This is a genomic window from Fictibacillus barbaricus, assembly GCF_014635025.1.
Lineage (GTDB): Bacteria > Bacillota > Bacilli > Bacillales > Fictibacillaceae > Fictibacillus > Fictibacillus barbaricus.
In genome coordinates, this window is sequence record NZ_BMCE01000009.1 from 27,862 (window position 1) to 49,921 (window position 22,060).

General features: G+C 39.7%; 14 protein-coding genes. 3 read left to right on the forward strand and 11 right to left on the reverse strand.

Annotated features, from left to right (window positions below):
* Positions 1-190 precede the first annotated feature (190 nt).
* From IEV52_RS21610 to IEV52_RS21620, 3 genes are all read right to left on the reverse strand, one after another.
* Complete coding sequence (locus IEV52_RS21610) at positions 191-3,622, reverse strand: glycoside hydrolase domain-containing protein (RefSeq protein ID WP_188404626.1); 3,432 nt, start codon at positions 3,620-3,622, stop codon at positions 191-193.
* 221 nt (positions 3,623-3,843) lie between these two features.
* Complete coding sequence (locus tag IEV52_RS21615) at positions 3,844-4,005, reverse strand: hypothetical protein (protein ID WP_188404627.1); 162 nt, start codon at positions 4,003-4,005, stop codon at positions 3,844-3,846.
* A gap of 118 nt (positions 4,006-4,123) precedes the next feature.
* Positions 4,124-5,560, reverse strand: coding sequence for an alkaline phosphatase PhoX (locus IEV52_RS21620; RefSeq protein ID WP_188404628.1), 1,437 nt, complete (start codon positions 5,558-5,560; stop codon positions 4,124-4,126).
* Between the two features lie 940 nt (positions 5,561-6,500).
* Between IEV52_RS21620 and IEV52_RS21625 the strand changes: the two genes are divergently transcribed.
* The 3 genes from IEV52_RS21625 to IEV52_RS21635 all read left to right on the forward strand — a co-directional run bounded on the left by IEV52_RS21625 (position 6,501) and on the right by IEV52_RS21635 (position 11,016).
* On the forward strand, positions 6,501-9,278 hold the full coding sequence (locus IEV52_RS21625) for a botulinum neurotoxin N-terminal receptor binding domain-containing protein (protein WP_205723973.1): 2,778 nt from the start codon (positions 6,501-6,503) through the stop codon (positions 9,276-9,278).
* An 88-nt stretch (positions 9,279-9,366) separates the two neighbouring features.
* Entirely contained in the window at positions 9,367-9,537 is a 171-nt protein-coding gene (locus IEV52_RS21630) for a hypothetical protein (protein ID WP_188404629.1), read from the forward strand.
* Positions 9,538-9,909: 372 nt separating this feature from the next.
* Positions 9,910-11,016, forward strand: coding sequence for a HupE/UreJ family protein (locus tag IEV52_RS21635; protein WP_188404630.1), 1,107 nt, complete (start codon positions 9,910-9,912; stop codon positions 11,014-11,016).
* 903 nt (positions 11,017-11,919) lie between these two features.
* On the opposite strand, the gene IEV52_RS21640 is transcribed toward IEV52_RS21635, so the two are convergent.
* The 8 genes from IEV52_RS21640 to IEV52_RS21675 form a co-directional block, all read right to left on the reverse strand.
* A complete protein-coding gene (locus IEV52_RS21640; protein WP_188404631.1) occupies positions 11,920-15,717 on the reverse strand; it encodes a S8 family serine peptidase in 3,798 nt (1,265 codons plus the stop codon).
* Between the two features lie 791 nt (positions 15,718-16,508).
* Positions 16,509-16,976 (reverse strand): ATP-dependent DNA ligase, encoded by a 468-nt coding sequence (locus tag IEV52_RS21645; protein ID WP_188404632.1) that lies wholly within the window; start codon positions 16,974-16,976, stop codon positions 16,509-16,511.
* Positions 16,977-17,343: 367 nt separating this feature from the next.
* The gene (locus tag IEV52_RS21650; RefSeq protein ID WP_188404633.1) at positions 17,344-18,708 is read right to left on the reverse strand and encodes a DUF4179 domain-containing protein; all 1,365 of its coding nucleotides are present in this window, start codon (positions 18,706-18,708) and stop codon (positions 17,344-17,346) included.
* Complete coding sequence (locus IEV52_RS21655; RefSeq protein ID WP_188404634.1) at positions 18,677-19,219, reverse strand: sigma-70 family RNA polymerase sigma factor; 543 nt, start codon at positions 19,217-19,219, stop codon at positions 18,677-18,679. The genes IEV52_RS21650 and IEV52_RS21655 overlap by 32 nt, the downstream gene beginning before the upstream one ends.
* Positions 19,220-19,848: 629 nt before the next feature.
* Positions 19,849-20,253, reverse strand: a complete 405-nt coding sequence (locus tag IEV52_RS21660; protein WP_229754412.1) for a YxiJ-like family protein — start codon at positions 20,251-20,253, stop codon at positions 19,849-19,851.
* A gap of 106 nt (positions 20,254-20,359) precedes the next feature.
* Positions 20,360-20,815 carry a hypothetical protein gene (locus tag IEV52_RS21665; protein WP_188404635.1) on the reverse strand — a complete coding sequence of 152 codons (456 nt, stop codon included), beginning with the start codon at positions 20,813-20,815 and terminating at the stop codon, positions 20,360-20,362.
* Positions 20,816-20,942: 127 nt separating this feature from the next.
* A complete protein-coding gene (locus IEV52_RS21670; protein ID WP_229754413.1) occupies positions 20,943-21,335 on the reverse strand; it encodes a 3-deoxy-8-phosphooctulonate synthase in 393 nt (130 codons plus the stop codon).
* 122 nt (positions 21,336-21,457) lie between these two features.
* A complete protein-coding gene (locus tag IEV52_RS21675) occupies positions 21,458-21,898 on the reverse strand; it encodes a hypothetical protein (protein WP_188404636.1) in 441 nt (146 codons plus the stop codon).
* Between the last annotated feature and the right edge of the window lie 162 nt (positions 21,899-22,060).

Here is a 22,060-nt window from a genome sequence, read left to right on the forward strand (position 1 = left end):
TGGAATATATATTCCAAGGTAGTAAAGCACTTTATTATTCAGTAAAGAACTTTCTTATCAAAACACACTAGCATTCCTTTATACACAAAAAACCCTAACTAATATTAGTTAGGGGATTTTTTACTTCATTCAATAAACAAATCTCATTATTTGTTCCTTTATAAGCAATTTGTTATTCCTATGAGGCTCTTTACAGTTTCTGTTTCACAAGGACGCTAATCTCCGCAGCCGATGCCCAGCCGTTAACACCCGCCGTTGCTTCGAGCTTGACATATGATGCATCCGTCGGATCAAAAGTTGCTACTTTCTCCGCATTGTTGTCTGCCCAAGTTCCGCTTGCAACTTTAGTAAAGGTCACTCCATCTGTACTTACATAAACGTTATATCCTGTAATATTTCCGTTGCTGCCTGATGACCTTGGTAAATACGCAACCTTATCGATTGGGTAAGTTCCTCTAAGATTTAAGTTGATCGATTGGGGGAGAACATCAGATTTATCCCACTTTGTATGCCAAATCGTTTGTGAATTTCCGTCAATCGCCATGGATGCTGAATTATTTTCACCAATCGTTTCCTGACTTGTCGCCGTTGCCGTCATTTGAGACTGTGGGATCTTATTAACCGTTACTTTAATGCTTGTTGTCAAAGGGACGTTATTGAGATTTTCCACTCCATTTGGCAAAGTTACAGTTCCATTTACAGTAAAGGTCTGTACAGCCTTTACCGTAGGATCATAGTCTGAAGCATCTACATTCCATGTCACCTTGGCCACCCCATTTAAGCTGCCTGAATCGGTAACCAAGTCTACTGTCGTTGGCAATCCAAGGGCGTCCGCTGTCTTCGCCGTTCCGATTGCCACCCCTGTTTTGTCAGCAGGTGCAGTGATGCTGTTTAATTTTACAACGACCTCTTTTGTGAAATCCGTAGCAGGAGGAGTTTTACTTGGATCAGCTCCCCATTCTTTGTTCGGGGTTGAGCCCATTTGGAATTCTAGTTTTCCACCTTTCATAATATCCTCGTAGCTGATCCATGCCTGATCAAAGCTTTTTCCGTTCAGCTTCGCCTTTTGAATATAGCGATTTTTACTAGATACATCGTTTGCCTTAATCGTAAATGACTTCCCTTTTTCAAGATGCAATGTCATTTCAGAGAAGATAGGCGAACCGATCATATAGTAAGGGTCTCCTGGATTTCCAGGGAACAATCCCATTGCGCTATACACAAACCAGGAAGACATTGCCCCGGCATCATCATCCATGGAAGGCAAATACCCCTCCGGATCAGCACGGTATACACGTGATTTTATCGGCAAAGCATACAATCCGTGGTTATGGTACTTTTGTGTAACTACTTCCGTCGTGTATTCTCTAACATATTTCTGGGTCAAATAAGGCTTGCCCAAATAATTAAACATATACGGTGCTTGAATATCCGGTTCGTTGATTGCCATATATTCATCAATTTCAAAGAAATACTCTAGATCATCAGCTAACTTTTCAGAGCTCCCCCTTAGTTTGGCCAGACCTTGGACATCATGCGGAACGAACCATCGGTAATGCCACAGATTTCCTTGATAAGCAAATTCATTGATCCTTGAAACACTTGCAGCAGTTTCTGCATTCGGAGTAAAAAATCCTCGTTCATTTTGTTGGTCATCCCTCTGTATTGGGTTCCAAAGATCTTGATAGGACAACGCAATTTCCCGGTATTTTAAATATGTTGCCTTGTCTCCAAGAAGAGAAGCTAGCTTCATCGGATAATAAGCACTGTATGCTTTCTCTAGTGCTCCGGATACTTTATTAGGAGCATAATGATCTGTATCGACAGCCATCCCACGAAGAGCCGTATACACGTCAAAATCATCAAATCCTTTTGTATAAGCATCAAGGATTACCGCACCGTTAAATTCATTCCGTACAGTCGGACTTGGCCAGTACCCTTGCCCCCACTGGACATATGAACCCCTAGTCTTATATACATCCACCATAGATTTCACAATATTATCAAACTCCTGAGGAGCGAGTATTGAATACAAGGAGTATTTCCTAAAATCATCCCATGTCGTCCAGCCTGAGTAATATTCAAAGTCCTTGCCCATCTCAGAGGTGTTGCGAATCGTATTCTCATCCCTTGCCGCTCGGAACTCGCCTTTGGAGCTTGTTACATTATTTGGATGAAGGAAGGAGTGATACAACTGCGTATAGAAAATCGTTTTGTTTTCCTCATCGTTGTCGGTGATTTTCACCTTGTTTAGAAGCTTACTCCAAATTTTTCTTGTTTTGCTCCGTTGCTGGTCAAAATTCCAATTCGGAATATCATGATCTCTTTCATATTTTGCCTCTTCCACACTAATTGGAGAAAGACCAACTTTTGCTTTTATCTCCTGATTTTTGTTTGTATCAAATTTTGCAAATACCCCAATCTTTGTGCCGCTGCGACTCTCATCGTCTCCGACAGCATCGCCTGACCAAGACTTATAGGAGTCGAAATCTTGATCAAACTGAATGGAATAATACATTTTATAATAGCCATGACCACATACATTTTTTCCCTTAATATAGCCTGATATTTCATTGTTATTTTCAACCTTAAGACTAGCATCTAGCATTCCTGCATATGAGTTTGCTAGATCAATTAACACATACCCATCTTGTGATTTAGGAAACATATATTTATGGAATCCTACACGCTTTGAAGCAGTCAGTTCCACTTCAATGTCAGATTCAAGTTTCACTTTATAATAGCCAGGTGATGCTTCCTCACTGTTTTTGTCGTACTTCTCTTTATATTTTTTGCTGTCATTCGTAAACGAACCGATCCCAGGCTTCATCAAGATATTTCCACCTGCACCGCTGCAGCCGACACCGCTGAATCGAAGGTGTGAAAACCCTTTCAGATATTTATCTTGATAATAATATCCACTAAATGCCCCACCATCGGAATCCGGTCCCAATGATACTAGACCGAACGGCGTTGTTGGACCAGGATTCGTCTGGCCATTATCGCCCAATGTGTTGATAAATGGATCGACATAATCTACAGGTTTTTTGTTAATCTCCGGATAAGCAGGCGTTTGTTCTACATCTGTGCCATACAATTCTAACTCGTAAATCCTAGCGTTTGAGTCTTGAGTGGAAGGTTTATCTAAATAAAGCCTAATATAACGAGCTTTAAACGTAGGGACGTATCTGTCAACGATTGTCTGGTAGTTATCCTTTACAACATCGATATCTTCCCAGGTCTTTCCGTCTTCACTCATCTGCAAACGAAATGAATTGGTATTCCAGTAAGGACAATTTTTTGATTCACCAATACAAGCATTTTGTACAACCCATTGGTTAATGTTGTATTCTTTGCCCAAATCCAACTCTAGCCATTTCTGAGCAGTACCGGAATTGTCACACCACTTCGTATCGGTTCTGCCATCAACGGCAAAACTAGGCTTTTCATTTTCATTACATTGACCGCTGGCTGTCGCCTTCGCATTCAAAGCCACATTCGTGGTCTTTGATTCCAGCGGATGGGATTCGGATACCGCCATAACAGAGTCCGACGATAATGGTTCCATCATAGTCAATAGAATTAATACGATCATAAACATGGATAAAAGCTTTTTTCCCATTTTAATCTGTCCTCCCAATTTCATTAATTATGAATCTTTTATTCACCTATAGTTCAATCTTTTACTTAAGCAGCTATATGTATTAAATCCATCGTCAACCGTAGGATTGGTTGGTGCCATAGGTTTAATAGACTCTGTGTTTACGAAGCTAGGAGTTGAATTGTCGCGCTCATCAACCGCTTTGACTACAAAATCATTGGCTTGACCTGCTTTGACATCCTTCACAGTATATTGAAGTTGTTCTTCTCTGCTGAAGAAAGTGCAATATCTCCATTACCATTTTTGTTTGCCACTAATTCTTCAACCGCATTAGGTTTGCTATCATTTCTGGATAATAGTGTAAGTGTTAAACGCTGCATCTTCTCCGGATCTGTATGTATCAATCGTTAAGCTGTTTTCCGTCATCCGGATCCCCGATAAATCGGCTATACGTGGCTGCTCATACTTCGCTGCGACGTATAGCCGGCTTATACCTTTTATGGATGAATCCTGTAAAACAGTTTAAATCATCTTTACTCCGTGGCGCTCAAATGCTGCAGCTTCTAGAATGGACATCCCTTGACTCTCGGCAACTTGAGCCAGTTTGTCCGAAACTTGCGGTGCAAAATGCTTCGAAGGAACAGCATAGGACATTTCCCTTGCGCGCGCAGAGTTTCTGCGTTGGAACGGTCCCCAAATGGCAAAGGTTTGACCTGGGGTTTGAATATTGACAAAAAGCGTGTTTCCATCAGGCGAGAAGACAGGTCCTGCCAATTCAGATCCACTTTGACGATTGGCGGCAAAAGGATAGACTTTGCCTTCTGGGGTAATTCCCATAAGTCGATCTTGTCCTGAACCATCTTCTGCATACCAAAGGTCTCCCCAAGGAGTCATACAGATATTATCTGGATATTCCATGTCATGTGCATCCGTTCCCTCATAGAAAAGCTCCAAGGTATTGGTTGCAGGGAAATAGCGGTAAATACGCCCAAGATTTTTTTCGCCGGCAGAGGTATCATCGAACCAGAAGACACCCGCTTGGAAGAACGCTCCCTCTAGTCTACTGAACTTAATGCAGTTATGTTTAGCGGCATCCTCACGGCAGAGATGAGGATCTAGTTCCTTCCAAACAATCTGAAATTTTTGTCCTGTTTTAAATGTGCTTGCTGATGGATCAGTTACCGCTTCAATCGCCGCCGCATAAAGCTTACCGCCTTTTTGTAACGCGCCGGGTTTTTGGCTTAAGTCATTTGGGATAAAACGGTAAAGGTAACTTGGGCTTGAATCCTCTGTTAAGTATACATATCCTGTCGCTGGGTCAATTGCACAGGCTTCGTGTGAAAAACGTCCCATATCCTTAATTGGAGTTCTGGACATTTCGTTCTCCGGCTGTGTCGGATCCACTTCAAACACATATCCATGTGTCGCAGAACGTGTTTCTTCACAAGTCAGCCAAGTGCCCCAAGGAGTCGCTCCACCAGCACAATTTCTAATTGTACCTGAAGAGGTGACATATTCTTCGATAACTTCTCGATTTGGGCCTACAACTACAGCCGTTGTACCACCTTGAGCAGCGGCATCATAAGGATTGCTTCCAAATGCTGCGCCTCCCCCCAATTCATGATTACGAACAAGGATGGTCGTATTGTTAGGACCTTCAAAAGCTGCCATTCCATCAAAGGCTCCAGGGATTTTTCGCCCATCAGTCATTAGACCGCCTTCTTTAGAAATAATTTTGTAATGAAAGCCTTCTGGAAGATCAAGAATGCCATTTGGATCAGGCAATAATGGACCATATCCGCCAAAGCCGCTGGTTGGATTATTAGTTGTATCCGCTAATGCTTTGGAACCAAGTGCTAATACTCCAGTTGATCCTAGGGTAAGAGCAAGTGTGCTCATTCCTCCCGCTTTTAAGAAATCTCTCCTGTTCAAGCCCTTTTTAGATGTTTGATTTTCCATAATAAATAATTCCTCCCTATCAATATTTTTCTATCTATTGGTAGTTTAGTTAGGGAACTTTAAGAATTAATAGGCTTTTTGTAATGATTAGTTAAATAAATTTAAAGAAATGTAAAAATACTTCGGAAAGACCGACTAAACGGATTTCAAAATTATGTGTCCTAATGTTCAATCGTCTTATGTGAAGATCTAGATAGTAACATTACATGATCCCAAAGAGTACTTTCTCCCACACCCAAATTTATCTCCTTTTAATACATTTCCACCTTGTCTAAACCATAAATTGAAAACTCATTCTCCGTCCTTCAGACAAACATAAATAGAGTGGATTATAGGTATCTGCTTCTACAGCAACTCCTACAATCCACTCGTACTCATCGTTTATTGAATAAAAATGGTTTATAAACCTCATTTACTTATGGTATGGTTCCCTACGATTAATCCGAAACGGCTACTTTAGACAACTCATATGCTATTTGTACAGCCGAGTTCCCCTATCACTCCCTACATCAAAATTATTTGAAGCAATTTCATTTATCCTTTATTTACTAATTTACAACCAATAAATCAAAAAAATTGATATTTTTTTAAAAAGAAGAAAATGATCAATATTGCAAAAATTTACGTTAGATCTAAACTCTATTAATATTTGTCCCTTACCATTAAGCAGATTGGTAGATTTGATTCTGGAGGGGGCGGTTTTAGAATAATGTCCGGCCAATAGAATGTATCAGTGAGTTGATATGCTAAATTGGGTGGAAATCTTGTAGAAAGAGTTGTATAGGATCAATGCTTGCGAATTTAGCTCAAAAACTTTACGACGAGGGAGGTACAACAAGATTCGACGTTAACCATTTCCTAATCTATAAATGTATTGAACGGTGTAGAAGATACGGTCGCGGTAATCGTAGAAAATTAGAATTCCTGGAGGTTTTCTGTAGTGAAAAGAATTATATCCATTTCCCTCGTAATAATGATGTTATTCGGTATGGTATCGGTCACCACATACGCAGAAAAAGATAATGCCAGCAAAGATGCCAATCCCCTTATTTCATCGATTAAATTTGATAATAATTTGAAGGACGATGCAAATCAACAAGATTTGATAGCAAAAGGGAATTATAGTTTTGTAGACGGTGTATTACCCGGAACCAAAGCTCTGCACTTAGAAAGCGGAAATGGCAATTATGTCAGTACGCCGCAGAGCTTGAAATTTGGAGAAGAGAGTTTTACCGTATCCTTCTGGTATAAGGGCGACACTAAAAATAATAATGTCATATTATCGAACAAGGATTTTAGTAACGGCTCTAACGCAGGCTGGGCGATTTACACATCAGCCAATTCGATCAACATGAATTTTGGATTCCCGACTGCAAAAGTAAAGAACATTTCCTTTGGGCGCAACACGTTTGATGCTTCCGATTGGCGTTACGTGACATTTGTTGTAGACAGAGATAAAATGCTCGCATCGCTTTATATTGATGCTTACAAAATGGCTGAAACTTCGCTGAGGCACGGATCTTTAGATACGTCCAATCCTTTAAATATAGGTAGCGACGGATTGGGCAACCTCGGCGGCAATTCATTCGGTATCGCTGATCTGATGATTCAGAAAGGCGTATTAAGCACTGATGTAGTTCAAGCTAATTATAATAGTTACGCTGGACATGAAGTAGATATGAACGCACTTAACGACACCATATCAGAAGCAAGTGCAATCGTAGAAGGCGGTCGTGACAACGGCTTCAGCAAAACCGATTTTAAATATTTGAAAAAGGCCTTGAATTATTCAAAAACGGTTACAAGAACGCAAAAAGTAAAATTCTATACACAGGAAACCATCAATTATTACGAACGTGAACTAAACAATGCCATATTTATCTATCAAAAAAGCAATAAAACATTAACTCCCCCCGGTTTAAATGTAACTATAAACAGTGACACGGAAATCAGCAGTAATCCCGCTGCAATCGCGCGTGTGGAAGACGATATGAGAAAAGCCATGAGCGTGTTCCCGCATTCCGATGTCATGTTGATTCCCGGCGACGTTACCGGCGGTAACAAAGCCAGTGAATATGTTTGGATGGGTGAGCTTACAAAAGTATACAATAAACTTCAAAGTGAGGGTTTATTTGACAGTACGGAGTTGTTAATGGTTAGAGGCAACCATGATATGGGCGGCGCCGAAAACCTAATACCTATCGGTTCGGCGGGCGCATGGAACGAAGCAACGCAATCGTACGATAACAATTTCTTTAACAGTGCTTATCGGGTCAAGGTAAAAGGATACAATATTGTCGGTTTTGACGCAAATTACAATAACCAAAATACGGTGGGAAAAACCCAAAATTACCTCAAAACTATCACAGAAGAAGAGGATTATGATCCAACAAAGCCCATATTTGTAATGTCTCACTTCCCTGTAAGCGGAACCGTGTGGGGATCGAGATGGAGCAGCTCGGGAAGTAATGCTGTAGGTAAATATATTGCCGACAATAATTTGTCGCAGGTGTTTTATATGTCAGGCCATACGCAATACGACCCCACCGACGAACGCTCTCTCCATCAAGGTTCGGCTACGTTCCTCGATTCCGGTGCGTCGTCATATTCCAGTTATATTGATGACGGTCCGTACGGCGGATATATAGAAGGCGCGTATATCAAGTATAAAACCACACCTCGCATCGTGAATTTCTTAGAGGTTTACGGTCCGAAAATTATCATCAAACAGTATAATTTAAGTACGAATGAATTTGTAGGCATACCTCGTGTAGTAAACGTTGGCGAAGGCAAAAATGCCTTTACGTACAGCAGGAACGATATAAGAGAACTTATACCTCCGCAGTTTGATGAGGGTATTACAGTCGATTCCATCAAGAGCAACGAAGTTAATTTTACGATGAAGCAAGCAAATGATAATGTACGCGTTTTGGAATACAATGTTGAGCTTATCAACAAGCTCACCGGGGATGTGGACAAATCGTTCAACAGCCTTTCGCTGCCGCTAGACAAACCATTCGATGTATACAGGCAATATAAGATAACAGGGTTATTGCCGAAAACGCCATATCTGCTCAGGGTATTCGCCGCGGATTCCATGTATAACCGTTCCTCCCAGGCCATTGACATTATAACGAAGGGTGTTAACTTAAACAGCATCACTGCGCCTGCATCGGTATCTGCGAACAACGGAACGGCCAAGACAGCGGAAGCTCTGGGATTGCCCACAGAAGTAATTCTTGCAACCGATGGAGGAAATGTGGACGCAAGTGTGACTTGGGATTTAAGCGGCGTTAGCTACGATCCGGCTATCAAGACGGTGCAGACCTTCTCGGTGCCAGGGACCGTAACCCTGCCTTCCGGAGTTGAAAACCCGAACAGCGTTCCATTGACAACAAGCATTAACGTAACTGTTCAAGCAGTTGGAGTAGCTGCAGGCCAAATAACACTAGACAAATCCCAGTACATCCAAGGGGAAGCTATTAACCTATCCTATACTGGCGCAGCGTTAAACGGGAAAGATTGGGTCGGCATCTACAGAACCGGAGCTGTTCCTCCAGGTGCCGGTGCATCTTTGCGATGGAGTTATTTAAAGTCTGGATCTGGAAGAGTTAGTTTAAACAATGGACTGGCCCCTGGCACTTATGATGCACTCTTTTTGCTCAATGACGGTTATACGGTAGTGGATCGCAAGACATTCCAAGTCGTTCAACCTTGACGTTAAAGAGCATAACAGTGTCCGCATCCATCCAGGGATTGCCCAACGGAACAGCAAAGACGACAGCAGCCCTTGGCTTGCCTTCCACATGGAACTGGTTACCGATGCAGGAAGTAAGAATGCTAATGTGACATGGAATGTAGATGCTGCAAACTATGATCCAGCTCTAAAGATAGAACAGACCTTCACGGTAAATGGAACTGTAACCTTGCCTGCAGGTGTGGTAAATCCGAACAACGTAACATTACACAAGCATTAGCGTAAGTGTAAATAATGTTCCGGATCACGAACTACTAGTTACGACAGTTAACGCTCCTGCTGGATGGGTCAATCAGGATACAACGAAGCAGCAAACTATTTGTTGCGAGAAGCTCAATATGTATTGAAACAAAAGTAAAGCAATTCAAAGCTTGACCCAAGAGAATAAACACAGATGCCACACATTTACGAATTTTAGGATGGATCGGTAATGTAACGGGGGAGATTCATTTTCTCCCCCTATTATTATTGATGGATTCAGGATTTTCCACGTTAGGAACTATAATTACGCAAGCCTGTGACATTCCTGTTGAGACTTGCATAGCAATTCCTTCTCTACTTGGTCCATTTTATGAAAAGAGGTCCAGAAGCAATGAATCTAAGAACTTTCCTCTCCTTGTTCATCATCGTATTAATTTTGGGGACTGCCACAACTTCATTTGCGCATTCCTCAAGCATGGGTTACTCGAAGTTAAACGTTATAGGGAACCAGATTGACTATGAACTTTTTCTTGATCAACGAGACTTGCTTGTGCAATTTGATACCAACAAGAATGATAATCTGGAAAACGAGGAATTGCCCTCGCAAAAGGACGGAATCGAATCGTTTTTACAGAAAGATCTTCGAATAGATGTGGATTCGAAACCCTTAACGATGGAATTGCTTTCGATGGACGTGACAACAAAGGATTCCACAAGAGGCGTAGTGTTTCAAATAAGGTTAACCGCTGATGAAGCGATCGAACAATTAAATATTCATTACAATCTGGTGTTTGAAGATGCGCCTGCTCATACGAGTGTACTCTTGGTCCATTCAGGGGAATTTCTCTATGAGGATATTCTTGATATTAATAGAAAAGATATTCAGATCACCTTTCCCGCGGCGGAAACTACCGGAAGCTGCAACGATTGCGGCCATAGAGCTCAGTCCGAGAAGATTGGCTCCGTCCTGTGGAAATACTTTATACTTGGAATCGAACACATTTTGATCGGGTACGATCATTTGCTGTTTTTGTTATCCTTAGTATTAATCGCATCTAGATTCAAGGATGCGTTGAAAATTGTTACTGCTTTTACAATCGCCCACAGCATTACCCTTTTCTTGGTGGCGTCGGGTCGCATCCATGTCATCTCGTCTTGGGTTGAAGCGTTGATTGCAGTAACGATCTGTTACGTGGCCGTGGAAAATATGTTTGTTCAAAAGGCGAAATGGCGGTGGGTTATGACAGTCATATTTGGCCTAATTCACGGTATGGGCTTCGCCGGGGCTTTGGCTGAAACAGGACTTCCAAAGGACAATCTGATTGGCACACTCCTGATGTTCAATTTAGGTGTAGAAACGGGCCAACTAATGGTCTTATGCCTATTACTGCCCCTCTTGATTTGGCTCCGAAGGTTCCCTTGGTATCGTAAAATGATGATTTCAACGTCTTGCCTTATTTTTGTTCTGGCATTTTATTGGTTGATTCAAAGATTGTAATTAGGCCATGATTTGAATAATACGAGAGTTATCGGTATTTTGATAACTCTTTTTAATACCGCGTGGCTGTGTACGTAGTGACGGGTGACAAGAATAGCGATGAAACCGCGTAAGGAATGGGAGTTTCATCAATAGCACAAATCATTGCGTATCCTTTTAAGTACAGTATACTCACTTTCAAGTTTTGCTTTAGAATAAGGAATTTTTTTATATATACGGTACGATGATATTAGTTTGATTTTATTTACAGTTGAACTAAAAGACTGAGGAACGTTCTCGACTGCTAATACATTAAACTTAAATTTATTTTGAAGCTACAATGTTGGACGTATCTGATTGCCGGTTTGATTTAGGCGACTATGGAAAACAATGTAAAACCCACGCTAAGACATTTTATGGAAATAAAATAGTGCTTTTTCTTACTTTAAGGCTTTCCCTTAAGGTAAATACCCTTGTGAAAAGGTAATTTGATTTAGGGATGGATTGAGGGAACAGAAATAGAACAGAAATATTTCTATGTTAGATTGTCAGAGGGTTCTTATTACGAACTCCCTAAAACGACCATTTTAGGGAATCGCCTTATTTATCAAGTTTTTCAATATAAGCCTTAGAAATGTAATAAAAAGTTGGCACTACCCCTTTTATAAATGTATACGGTGCAATTTTCGTGCAATCCCCAAAAAAAAATGATAAATGAGATAGAATGTAGGGTTTATTTTATATTAATTATTTTAAAAAAATAACCCTTTATTCCAAATGGAATAAAGGGTTATTTACTTGGTAGCTTTAACATAAAGCTACTACAGGTTATGCAACTTTAAGTTTTTGATGTCTAAAGTTCCATTGTCTGCCACATTTAAGCTAAAGCCCCAGTTAGCCAACCCTTAGCATCTGCCACGAGTGTTAGCGCACAGCGTAAGTCTTAATTATAGTTTGTTCGATTTGACTGCCGTTTGCGTCCCATGCCTTGATGCGAAGCGAAACGTAGCCAGTGTCTGGGTTTTTCACCCACACTTTGTAGTGGCCATCTTGCCTGTTATCCACTTTTGTTTTGCTCCAGGTTTCTCCGTCGTCAGTGGATACTTCGACCTCGACCCCTTTAATGTCTGGGGTAGCACCTGATTGAAGTTCGAATGATAGATCAAAGTGGTCAGTAATGCCACCATTTGCCTTGTTCTCCTCATCAAGTTTAATGTCATACTTCGGCCACAGAAGCGCTAGGGTTTCCTGCCCACTTGCTGGTCGCTCAGACTTGAACGTCCACGCAGTGCTGGTCTTTGTAGACATTATGAACCCCGTCGGGTGCGCAGTGTCCATCGTGATTCGGTAGGTCGCTGGGTTAGGGCTGACCGTTTGCGGCGTACTCAACGAGAACCATTTCCTCTGTGTGAGGAGCTTATCGTCCTGGTACACCCGAACCATCGTCGTGTCTTCAGGGTATCCAAAATTGCCCCAGTGCCCCGGTTGGCTGTCACTATGTGCTTGCATGTTGAGGTTGAATTTGTCTCCCTCACGGAACGCCTGTGTGTTCTCTGATTCAGCAGGACCGTTCGCCGCGCCCAGCCATGTCTCTTCGTGCTTCTCACCCGGCAGGTAGTTGCGGAATATGTCCTTCATGCTACGGCTTATACGATTGTCGTCATAAACCGCGTGGGACCATTGCATATCCTTCATAGTCGGCGACATGCTACCGGTTGAGTACCACTCCTCACGGTCAAGTGGCCCGTCGACAAATTCCACAACCGAGAAGGTCCCAACCTCTCCTGGGCGGATCGCAGTAAGGGTCTCGCCGAGTACTCTTCCTTTTGTACTGCGGTAGTGTGCATTCACCACTGCAGAGTTTTCTGCAGTCACTTCGTCGACTGGGTTAGCCGGGATCACATCCGGAATCATCATCGCCATGTTGTACACGTACGGGCTGTTGGCGATACCCTTCAAGTTGATACTAGTAGCACCGCTTTCGATTCGATCGAAGAGCACCGCTCCGTCGTCTTGTTGAAGGGTCCAGGCCGGAATGGTAATACCAGCCGTTTTAAACACGCTAGTCCAGAAAATACCTGGCCCGTCGTAAACAATAAAGACACCTACTGCACCGGCAGCCGTGACAGCTTTGATCTGGTCCGTAATCGTCGATTTCGCATCTCGAGTGATGACTGCCAGTTTGCCAGAGACGTCCTTGCCGCTGAGGTCTTCAGGTCGTGCAAAGCCGAGGTTGACTGCTTCCAGTGTCTTTTCGCCGTCCAACTTAGGAGTAAACATGACATGCTCGAGCGGGATCGAACCACCATTTCCGTCATAAGATGCACGGATCAAAGGTGCGTACCTGCGCTGCTGGAAGTCGAACTCGAACTTGCCGGTAGTCAACGGCTCCTCCATTGGTACCACGTACGGGTGATCCCAGTACGGTGCCGTATAGCCCTTCATGAAGTCTATCGTAAACGGGATGCCATTATTTTGCTGTTGCTGGCGGTATCCTAATTTGTAGCCCATCCCTTCGGACTCCTTTGGAGTAGCAATCTTGACCTCTTTGCCCAACTGGGCATCTAACGTGATCGTCTTGTTCGCGTTAATCTCCACATCAGGATCACCTACGAGGGTATGGTTCTCCACTCGCCAATTAGCCTCATCGTATGTGTTCACGGTACCCATTACTGAGTAACGCCCCTGCGGCACTTCGATGATCTTGATCCCCGTGTCTCTATTTGGGACGATCGTTCTGTTGAATCCCGTATCAAGGTTAACCACAAAGACATCACCACTTGATGGGTTTCCGTTACGGTCGATCATTTGAACAGTTAAATCCACTGATGGTACCTTCTTCGTAGCACCAATGGTCGTGTTTAATGTTTTACCGTCACTTGAAGTAGCCGTAACCACCGCTTTGTAATCGCTTACATTTCCGAATGACGGATCAAACGTCACTTTCACCGCACTGCTGCTATGGGCAGGAACCATTACTTCTGTCTGGTTTAGTTTAAACATACCATCCGGAGCCAGGGCTCCAGTCTCATTTTTAGATACCATATTAAGCGTTAATTTCATCTCACTATCGGATGGGTTGACGTAATTAAATGTCTTCTCGATCGGCTTACTAGTTTCCTCAGCACTTCCAAGACTGACGACTGCAGGACTGCTATAGATGTTCGCATCCAGAGCTTTATCAATGCTTACACGTCCGCCTCCCTGCTGATATGCCGTATCGTTGGCAGTTGGCTTAGCCGTTCCAACCAACACCTGCTTAACTCGGTCAGCTGACCAGTCTGGATGCCTTTGTTTAAGAATGGCTGCAGCACCAGCAACATGTGGTGTAGCCATCGATGTACCACTAGCAGTAGTGTAATTAGCGTCAAAGACAGTACCCATAGAGGTTCCTGCAGCACGAGCAGCTACGATTCCTACTCCTGGTGCCGTAATTTCTGGTTTGACTCGGTAATTCTCAATAATGGGACCACGGCTTGAGAAGTTAGCCAAGACGTCGGTTTTGCTAACTGCCCCAACGGTCAATGCTTTTTCGGCTGCACCTGGTGATCCAATGGTTTTCTTATCTGGTCCTGCATTACCTGCAGCAATAACAAACAATGTGTTGCTGGTTTGACTCAAGTTGTTGACCGCTTGACTGATTGGATCTGCGCCGTCACTAGGACTAGCATTACCAAGACTCATGCTGACGACATCGGCCTTTTCCTTGACTGCCCATTCCATTCCAGCGATGACTTCAGAATCAGAACCTGAACCAGCATTGTTAAGCACCTTCCCAATTAGAAGTTCTGCACCTGGAGCTACGCCCTTTAATTTACCGCCGGAAGCGGCGCCAGATCCCGCGATAGTCGAAGCAACATGCGTACCGTGTCCGTGGTGATCGATAGAATCAGGATCTCCGGTGAAGTTATTCGTTTTTATAATCGATCCTTTAACATCAGGATGATTCGAATCGATTCCAGTGTCCAAGACAGCTACTTTCACGCCTTTTCCATTATATCCAGCCGCCCATGCAGTTGGCGCACCAATCTGAGGTACACTCTGTTCCAGGGTCACCTGTACCTTTTTGTCAAGCCACAGCTTCTTCATGCCTCCAGCAAGCTCCGGTTCGGTACCCTCGGAGATGCTGTCGTCGTCGACCGCTTCCCAGAACGTCTTCGCCTTCGATTTGCTCGCCTTTAGCGCAACACCGTTGACGATATCTAATACCTTGTCCTTTTTTGAACCTGTCGGAGCGGCCTGATCTAACGCTTTGTCCGTCATACTCTCTGTTCCTGTGTAAGTCGCGATCAACGGTATATCAGAGCCATGAGCGTCGTCGTATCCGTACTCAACCAACTTGGTGATGTTGAACAGTTCGCGGTCAAGTTCATCCGCATCGATGTACGGCTGCGCCTTAGCCGGGATGATGTAGACTTCTTTACCCACCTGTATCTTAGTTATTTCCGTTGGACTGCCATCAGACAACGGTGCGACAGTAGCCGCCTGCATACCGTCGGCGTATTTCTCAAGTGTTACAACCTCGCCCGTGACGAGAGTAACCGTGTGCGTCGAGACGATTGTGTTGTTCTGCTTTTGCTCGAACGCCTGAGTGACCGGCGTTTCTCCAGTGGTTTCATCATTAGCAAATGAATTACCAGTACTTGTTGCCAAAAGTACTACAGAAGCCAAGCCTGCGGCGGTCAATACATTAATAATTTTTTTGTTTCTCCTCTTCCTCATTTAAACTCTCCTTTTCCTAACTAAATAGTAGATTCATATATTTGTAAAAATGTGAAGGTTTGTGCTGATGACTTAACTTCGTATTTAATATACGGATCTGTCTTTAGTATCAATTGGAATTCAATATTTATTAAATATTCAGAAATATTTCTTAATTCAGATTATAGGACAGGCTTCAATTCAAGTAAATTGGGGGATTATTCTATGATTTTTATTAATTTTTTTTAAATGAATCAATAAGAAAATAAATGTTTATGTCGTTTTTTGTAAAATAAACTAGAAAAAATAAGTAATATGATTTAATTTATTGAAGAAACTCGAAAGATACTGGAGTTGAAAAATGGGGGATTTTTAGAATTTCACTAGAAAATAGTCTTTTAATTGTATGGATCTCTATTTTTTCCACTACTATTTATCATGATTCTCTTGAGTTAATCACACCTTTTTATAAAATTAAGACATTTAATATCTAAAGGGGTTTTATTAAAGTCACAATAACTGAGATGAAATCCTCAACAGGTTCAGAGACGTATCCTTTGTCAAAAGGGCACATAATACACCCCATTATTTATTTACCGTTAATATTGCTAATGACGGGCCAAAAGGATGGCATATGGTTAATTACAAGGTAAAAAAATTGGATTCCATTGAAGGAATCCAGTGTAAACACCCTGTATAATAGTTTTAGTAAGTGTTATAACTTCGTTTTTGTACTTCAAAGTCTAAAGCACGATCGTAGTTATCAACGACACCGCCAGCTGCACAATCCACCGCATTAAACCCCCACTCTTCTAATGAGTGGGGGTTACAAAATTTAGTTCACACCCGAGCCCATTACTTTCTATAAACTTTACTGCTGTACATAAATGACTGTCGGCTGGAATAATTTCAGCAAGAAGTTCCTTACGGGCAAGTAATGGCAGCCCTTTTACTGACTTACCTTTATACATTAGGATATCAAAAGCTACGTATGTAACTTGTTCATTATTTTTACTGCTCATAAATCTCGCCATTATAGCTTCAAAGTCTGGTTTCCCGCTATCATCCGTTATAATTATTTCCCCATCGATTACAGTTCCAGGAGGAAATCCTAAATTTAGCAGCTCTTTAAATCTAAAGGTAACTTCATTGTGGTGACGAGTATATAATTTTACGTTACCGTCAAGATCCACTGTATAAAGTAACCGAATTCCATCTAATTTTAATTCGGTGATATAATCCTGATCATCAAATGGATGATCAGATTTTTGTAATAACATCGGTTATGAAGAATATGCAAGTGTGTAATTTTAAAAAAAGCCTTTAAAATTGAGGTAAATAACATTAACTAGATTTTATTTGTGTATTTAATACCATACGAGGTTCCTCTTTATTCTTTGAATGCGTAGGTAGGGTAGTACCAGCGAAGCTGTCACCACCCGCAATAAAAAAATGTCAAGATTACAATAAGATATTTAATTTTGATACTTTAAACACGTATACCCTCGTCCTGATTTTAGGACGAAGATAAAATAAAGTTGTTAAAATTTTTAATAAATATTTCACCGAACTTAAAATCTAAGTTTTAATTCCATAATAGCACCCGTTTGTTGAAGAACTCATTTTAAAATAAACTCATTAAGAGCTTTAGTCTAAATTTACTTTTACTCTATTTAATTCGACTGGATTGTTCATACTTAAAGAATTCATATTAATTCTTAATACATAATCATTAAGTTTAAAGTTCTTCGCATCTGATAAATCAAATGTGTTTCTGAATCTTAATTCTTCCTTATTTAATATTTCTAATGAATGCTTCATAGACTTTTGATAAATTTCTTTTTCTGACTTCTTTACCAGAGTTACATCATTGAATGCAAAATTTTTATAGAACGAGTAATTCTGATCCTTTGTATCCTTATTTTGAATTTGAAAATCAACGATTATACGGTCTTGTCTAGTTGTAATTCTCTCGATCATTACTGCAAGGTCCTGCCTAGCAGCCTTAATCGTGACAGGTGTTTTTTCTTTTAGATTCACGAATTGATTTGGGGCATAAATGGCTACTTTTGGAACGATCACCAGATGACTGGTTCTTCCCTTTAAAGACTCTGGAATTATACTTCTATTCTTAACTACAAAGCTATCATTACTTTCTAAGGTTTCAAGATCTATCCCATCAGATGAAATTTCAATTTGCTTGCTTTTATCATCATAAATTTCTAATCTAACCTGATCCTTTTTTCCGCCAACAGGAAGTGTTGTCGTATAGTTTATTGCTGTTGAGGCTTTACCTTTTACAATTGAATCAAAATTTACATTTACATCGGCCTGATTATCATAACTTTCTTTATCAACTTCTATAGTTTCAAATGGTAATTGTTTAATGGGTACATCGAATCTCCAGTTTCCTTCTATTTCACCTATTCTTTTAAATTCAAGTGGAAAAGTTGTATCTGACGGCAGCTGTGTTTTCGGATAATTTAATCGGATATGGCCAACGAATTGATTTTGGGAAGGCTCCATATAAACTAGTTCTTTACTGTCTGATATTCCGCCGCTTCCGTCGAACACCTCGTAAAACCCTTGAACGGTACCATCCTCTTCTTTTTGGATGTCCCCATTAACAGAAAAGGTTACTCCAACCACTGCTCCATCATAATAAGCATTTGTTATTGAAACATCTATACCGTTCTGACTGTACACTTCATTTAGTTCTGTAATTAAATTTTCTGTTTGGAGATTCCGTCCCACCGCATCGTTGAAAACAACATAAACGTTCCCCAATAGAGGGACTTTTGCCATTACCTTTGATAATGAAGGAGAAATGAAACTAGATGTAATCATAACAGTTGCAGCTGCAACAATTGACCAACCTACTCTTTTAAATGACCTTTTCTTATTAGATCCTTCAAAGACTGCTCGTTCTTTCCCGATCTTTATTGCATTCAAAACATCATTTTTTGGCACGTCAATCCTTTCATAAGCTTGTTGAAGTAACTTTTTCTCCATTATCGTTCATTCCTCCTAACCCTTTCTTTAATTGGGTTTTCCCTCTACTTAAATAGGTCTTCACGGTATTTGTAGGGATGTTCATTAATTTAGCAACTTCCTTTATGGGTAAATCATGAATGTAAAAGAGAATTATCGTATTTTTATATTTTTCATCTAGCTGATCAATAGCTTCTAATAAATCTATACTCTCTTCAATATCACTGTTCTTAGTCTTCAATTTAGTAACGTTTTCAAGAGGAAGTTCTTTCTTTTTCTTATTTAATAAACTGTAAGAACAATTAATTAGAATTTTTGTGAGCCAGGTCAGAAAATACTCTTCATTTTTTAATTGTTCAATGGATTTGAAGGCTTTATAAGAAGTTTCCTGCACGATATCTAGAGCGTCTTCTCGATTTTTCACATATATATAAGCCGTTCGATACAATTGCTCGCTATGTAAAATCAAAAGCTCCTCTAATGCCTTTTTATTGCCCTTCATAGCCTTTTTAACTAGTTTAAGTTCAAGCATTTTCAACCTCCTTTCTGTACATTAGAGCAAAATGGTAATGAAAAAGTTTCAACCCTTATTATTAATTATAAAATGTCTTTGAAAGCATCTAATTTATCATCGCCATAAAAAAGATCACCATAAAGGTGATTTTTTGAGTAGTTTTTAATTTAAGTGCATTTTTCCTTCTTTAAGAAATGCACCCGTTAGTTGAAGAAGTATGGTTTAGTACCTTTCTTATTTCGATATTAGAAACACCTGCAACAGTATGCTTATCAATAACGCCAAAACTCTAATCAGATAATAATATTTTTTAGATAAAACGGATTGAGACCTTTCAATATATCCAATGACTAAAATCAATCCCAATACACCAATATAATCTTGAAAACTAACTAACTTTTTATTAGTCCAATTACTATCAATAAAGCTATAAAAGAACAAAAAAAGAAAAGTGTACGTTCCCATAGCAAATAAAGTTTCTTTAAGCTTTTCCATTTTCATAACGTACCTACTCTTGTTGTTTTATTATTCTATTTTATACCTTTAAGAATTTCATTCCTTGTTTAAACTAACCAGCCCTTTTCTCGAGTAACTGCAGCTGCCTTATGTGGAATAACTTATCAAAGAATCCTGTTCTAAAAAAAAGGTTAACGGGTTTCAATAATGTGTAGTATTAATTTTCGAGTGTTTTCTAAGCAATTTAGTTCTTTGTGAAAACATTGATAAATATAAATACTTAGTGACTCTTTTAATATAGAATTTTGAGGATATAGTGAGAAAAAGTCTTCATATAACAAATTCCTTTGATATTTAGGAATTTTCTTATTGCTGAAAACATATGAACAACTACCGGCTATCAACATCGTAAATTCTTCAAAATCAGCATATAGATCATTCTCTTGAATCCCTAAATCTTTCTCAATTTTTTCGTAATCATCGTGTGGAATTGAATGTAATATTTCATTATTGTAATACTTTTGAAGTTCATTTAATTTATCTAGCTTTTGTTTATCATTCATTTCAGAGGAAAATATCTTAAATTTATTAAACAAGGTTATTATTAATCCTCCTAATATAAGCTGATTTAATTAACTACGCCTTTAATTCAATAAAAATTGCATTCCCTTCTTGAAGAAATGCACCCGATTGCTGACTAAATTATTTAACTTTCTTATTAATGTAATTATCAAGTCTTTGATATTCATTCATGGGAAAATCGTGGTTCACCCAATTATCACGATATCCCTCTATACCATGCTTCTTTAATAATTTGCTTATTGAATTTACAACAACCTTTATAAGATCACTTAATAAACATTGTTCTTTAAATAAAATACTTCTTTCAATTCCACTTACTTTTATTATTGTTATCAATACATCTCGGTCATTTTGCTTCTCAAATTTCCAAACTAATCTTTCAGGTTCTTCCTCCATAATAAAAGTACTTTCATTTATAGGGTAAGGTACACAACCAGGAGTAATTGTTATTAATGACCTTAGAAGATCACTTAATGAATCTGTAAGATAACTTGCTATAAAATTGAATTCTTTATTATTGATTTTAATACTACCGCTTGCCCAACCTCTTCCCGACAACTGATATTTAAATTCCATAACTCACCCAGATCATAAATTATTTATAGCTTCTTTCTGGTGCCTTACTTTTACAACAATTCTCCCTTTATTCAATAAAAAAGTACATTTCTCCTTCTTAAAGAAATGCACCCGATTGTTGAACATTCTACCTTCCACGTTCTGCTCTGTCATATGCTTCTTTAATCAATGGAAGCACTGATTTAAAATTAAATATTAGATCTTTCATTGTTTTTATTGGTTTCACAAACCCAACATTGTAAACTCCCCATCTATCATCTTCTGGTTCAATACAAGTATATAAATATGGTTTTTCACTTCCATCCCAAATTAAACCGGCTCTTGAGCCATTCGGTGCCTGTACAAAGCCATCTCCAAAGGTACAACCTTCCTCTTCATCAAAATCAAAGTGATCAGTTATTTCACCATATATAAACCCATCTGTTTCTGTCTCGAAACGAAGGGGGTTCCTATGATAAACTCGATTTCCAAACATTCGTTTCATTAGGTTCCAGATTCGGTTCCAGATACTTGTATTCATCATATTCCCACCGTTCGAGATACTATTTTAGGTTTGATTTCGTACTATAACTGCTAACAAGCCTTAAAAAGGAGGGTCACACTCTGCTGCAATCGCACCCGTTTGTTGAATAAGAAAATAATTCAATACTGAACTACATTTAGCCACTGACAATCAGGACCAATGGTTATATGAGGGATTTTGTTTGATTCGAATATTTTGTAAATATCAATGTTCTTTTTGTTGATGTTGTTTAAATATTGAGATGCATCTGTATCTGAAAACACTAAAAAATCAATTGTAGAATGCAGCAAATAAAACTCATATACATATTGCTTGTTACTATCCTTTATATACCCTACATAACCCATTGTTCTTGGAAAGATGCGTGTTAACGGGAATGGAATTTTATTAAATACTACAAAATCATTTGAAAGTTCGGCAAGTAATTCTTCTTCCCATTCAGGAATAATCGCATAAATATAACATTCTTGCTTGTAAATGCTATTGATTGTATCAGCAAACTCCTGGTCATTAATTTCTTCATCGAGCCATATCTCTCTTATCTTCGGAACGCTTTCCAACCCAATCACCCTTTTATAAAGATTATACATTAAAGGTTTGAACAGTTAGTTCAATAAAAAATAGCTACAATACAGCTCTATCAATCTTCCATTAAAGCACCCGATTGCAGAAGATATTGAAATAAAACTTTGCATAAGAAAAACATAGGGAGAATTTAATCT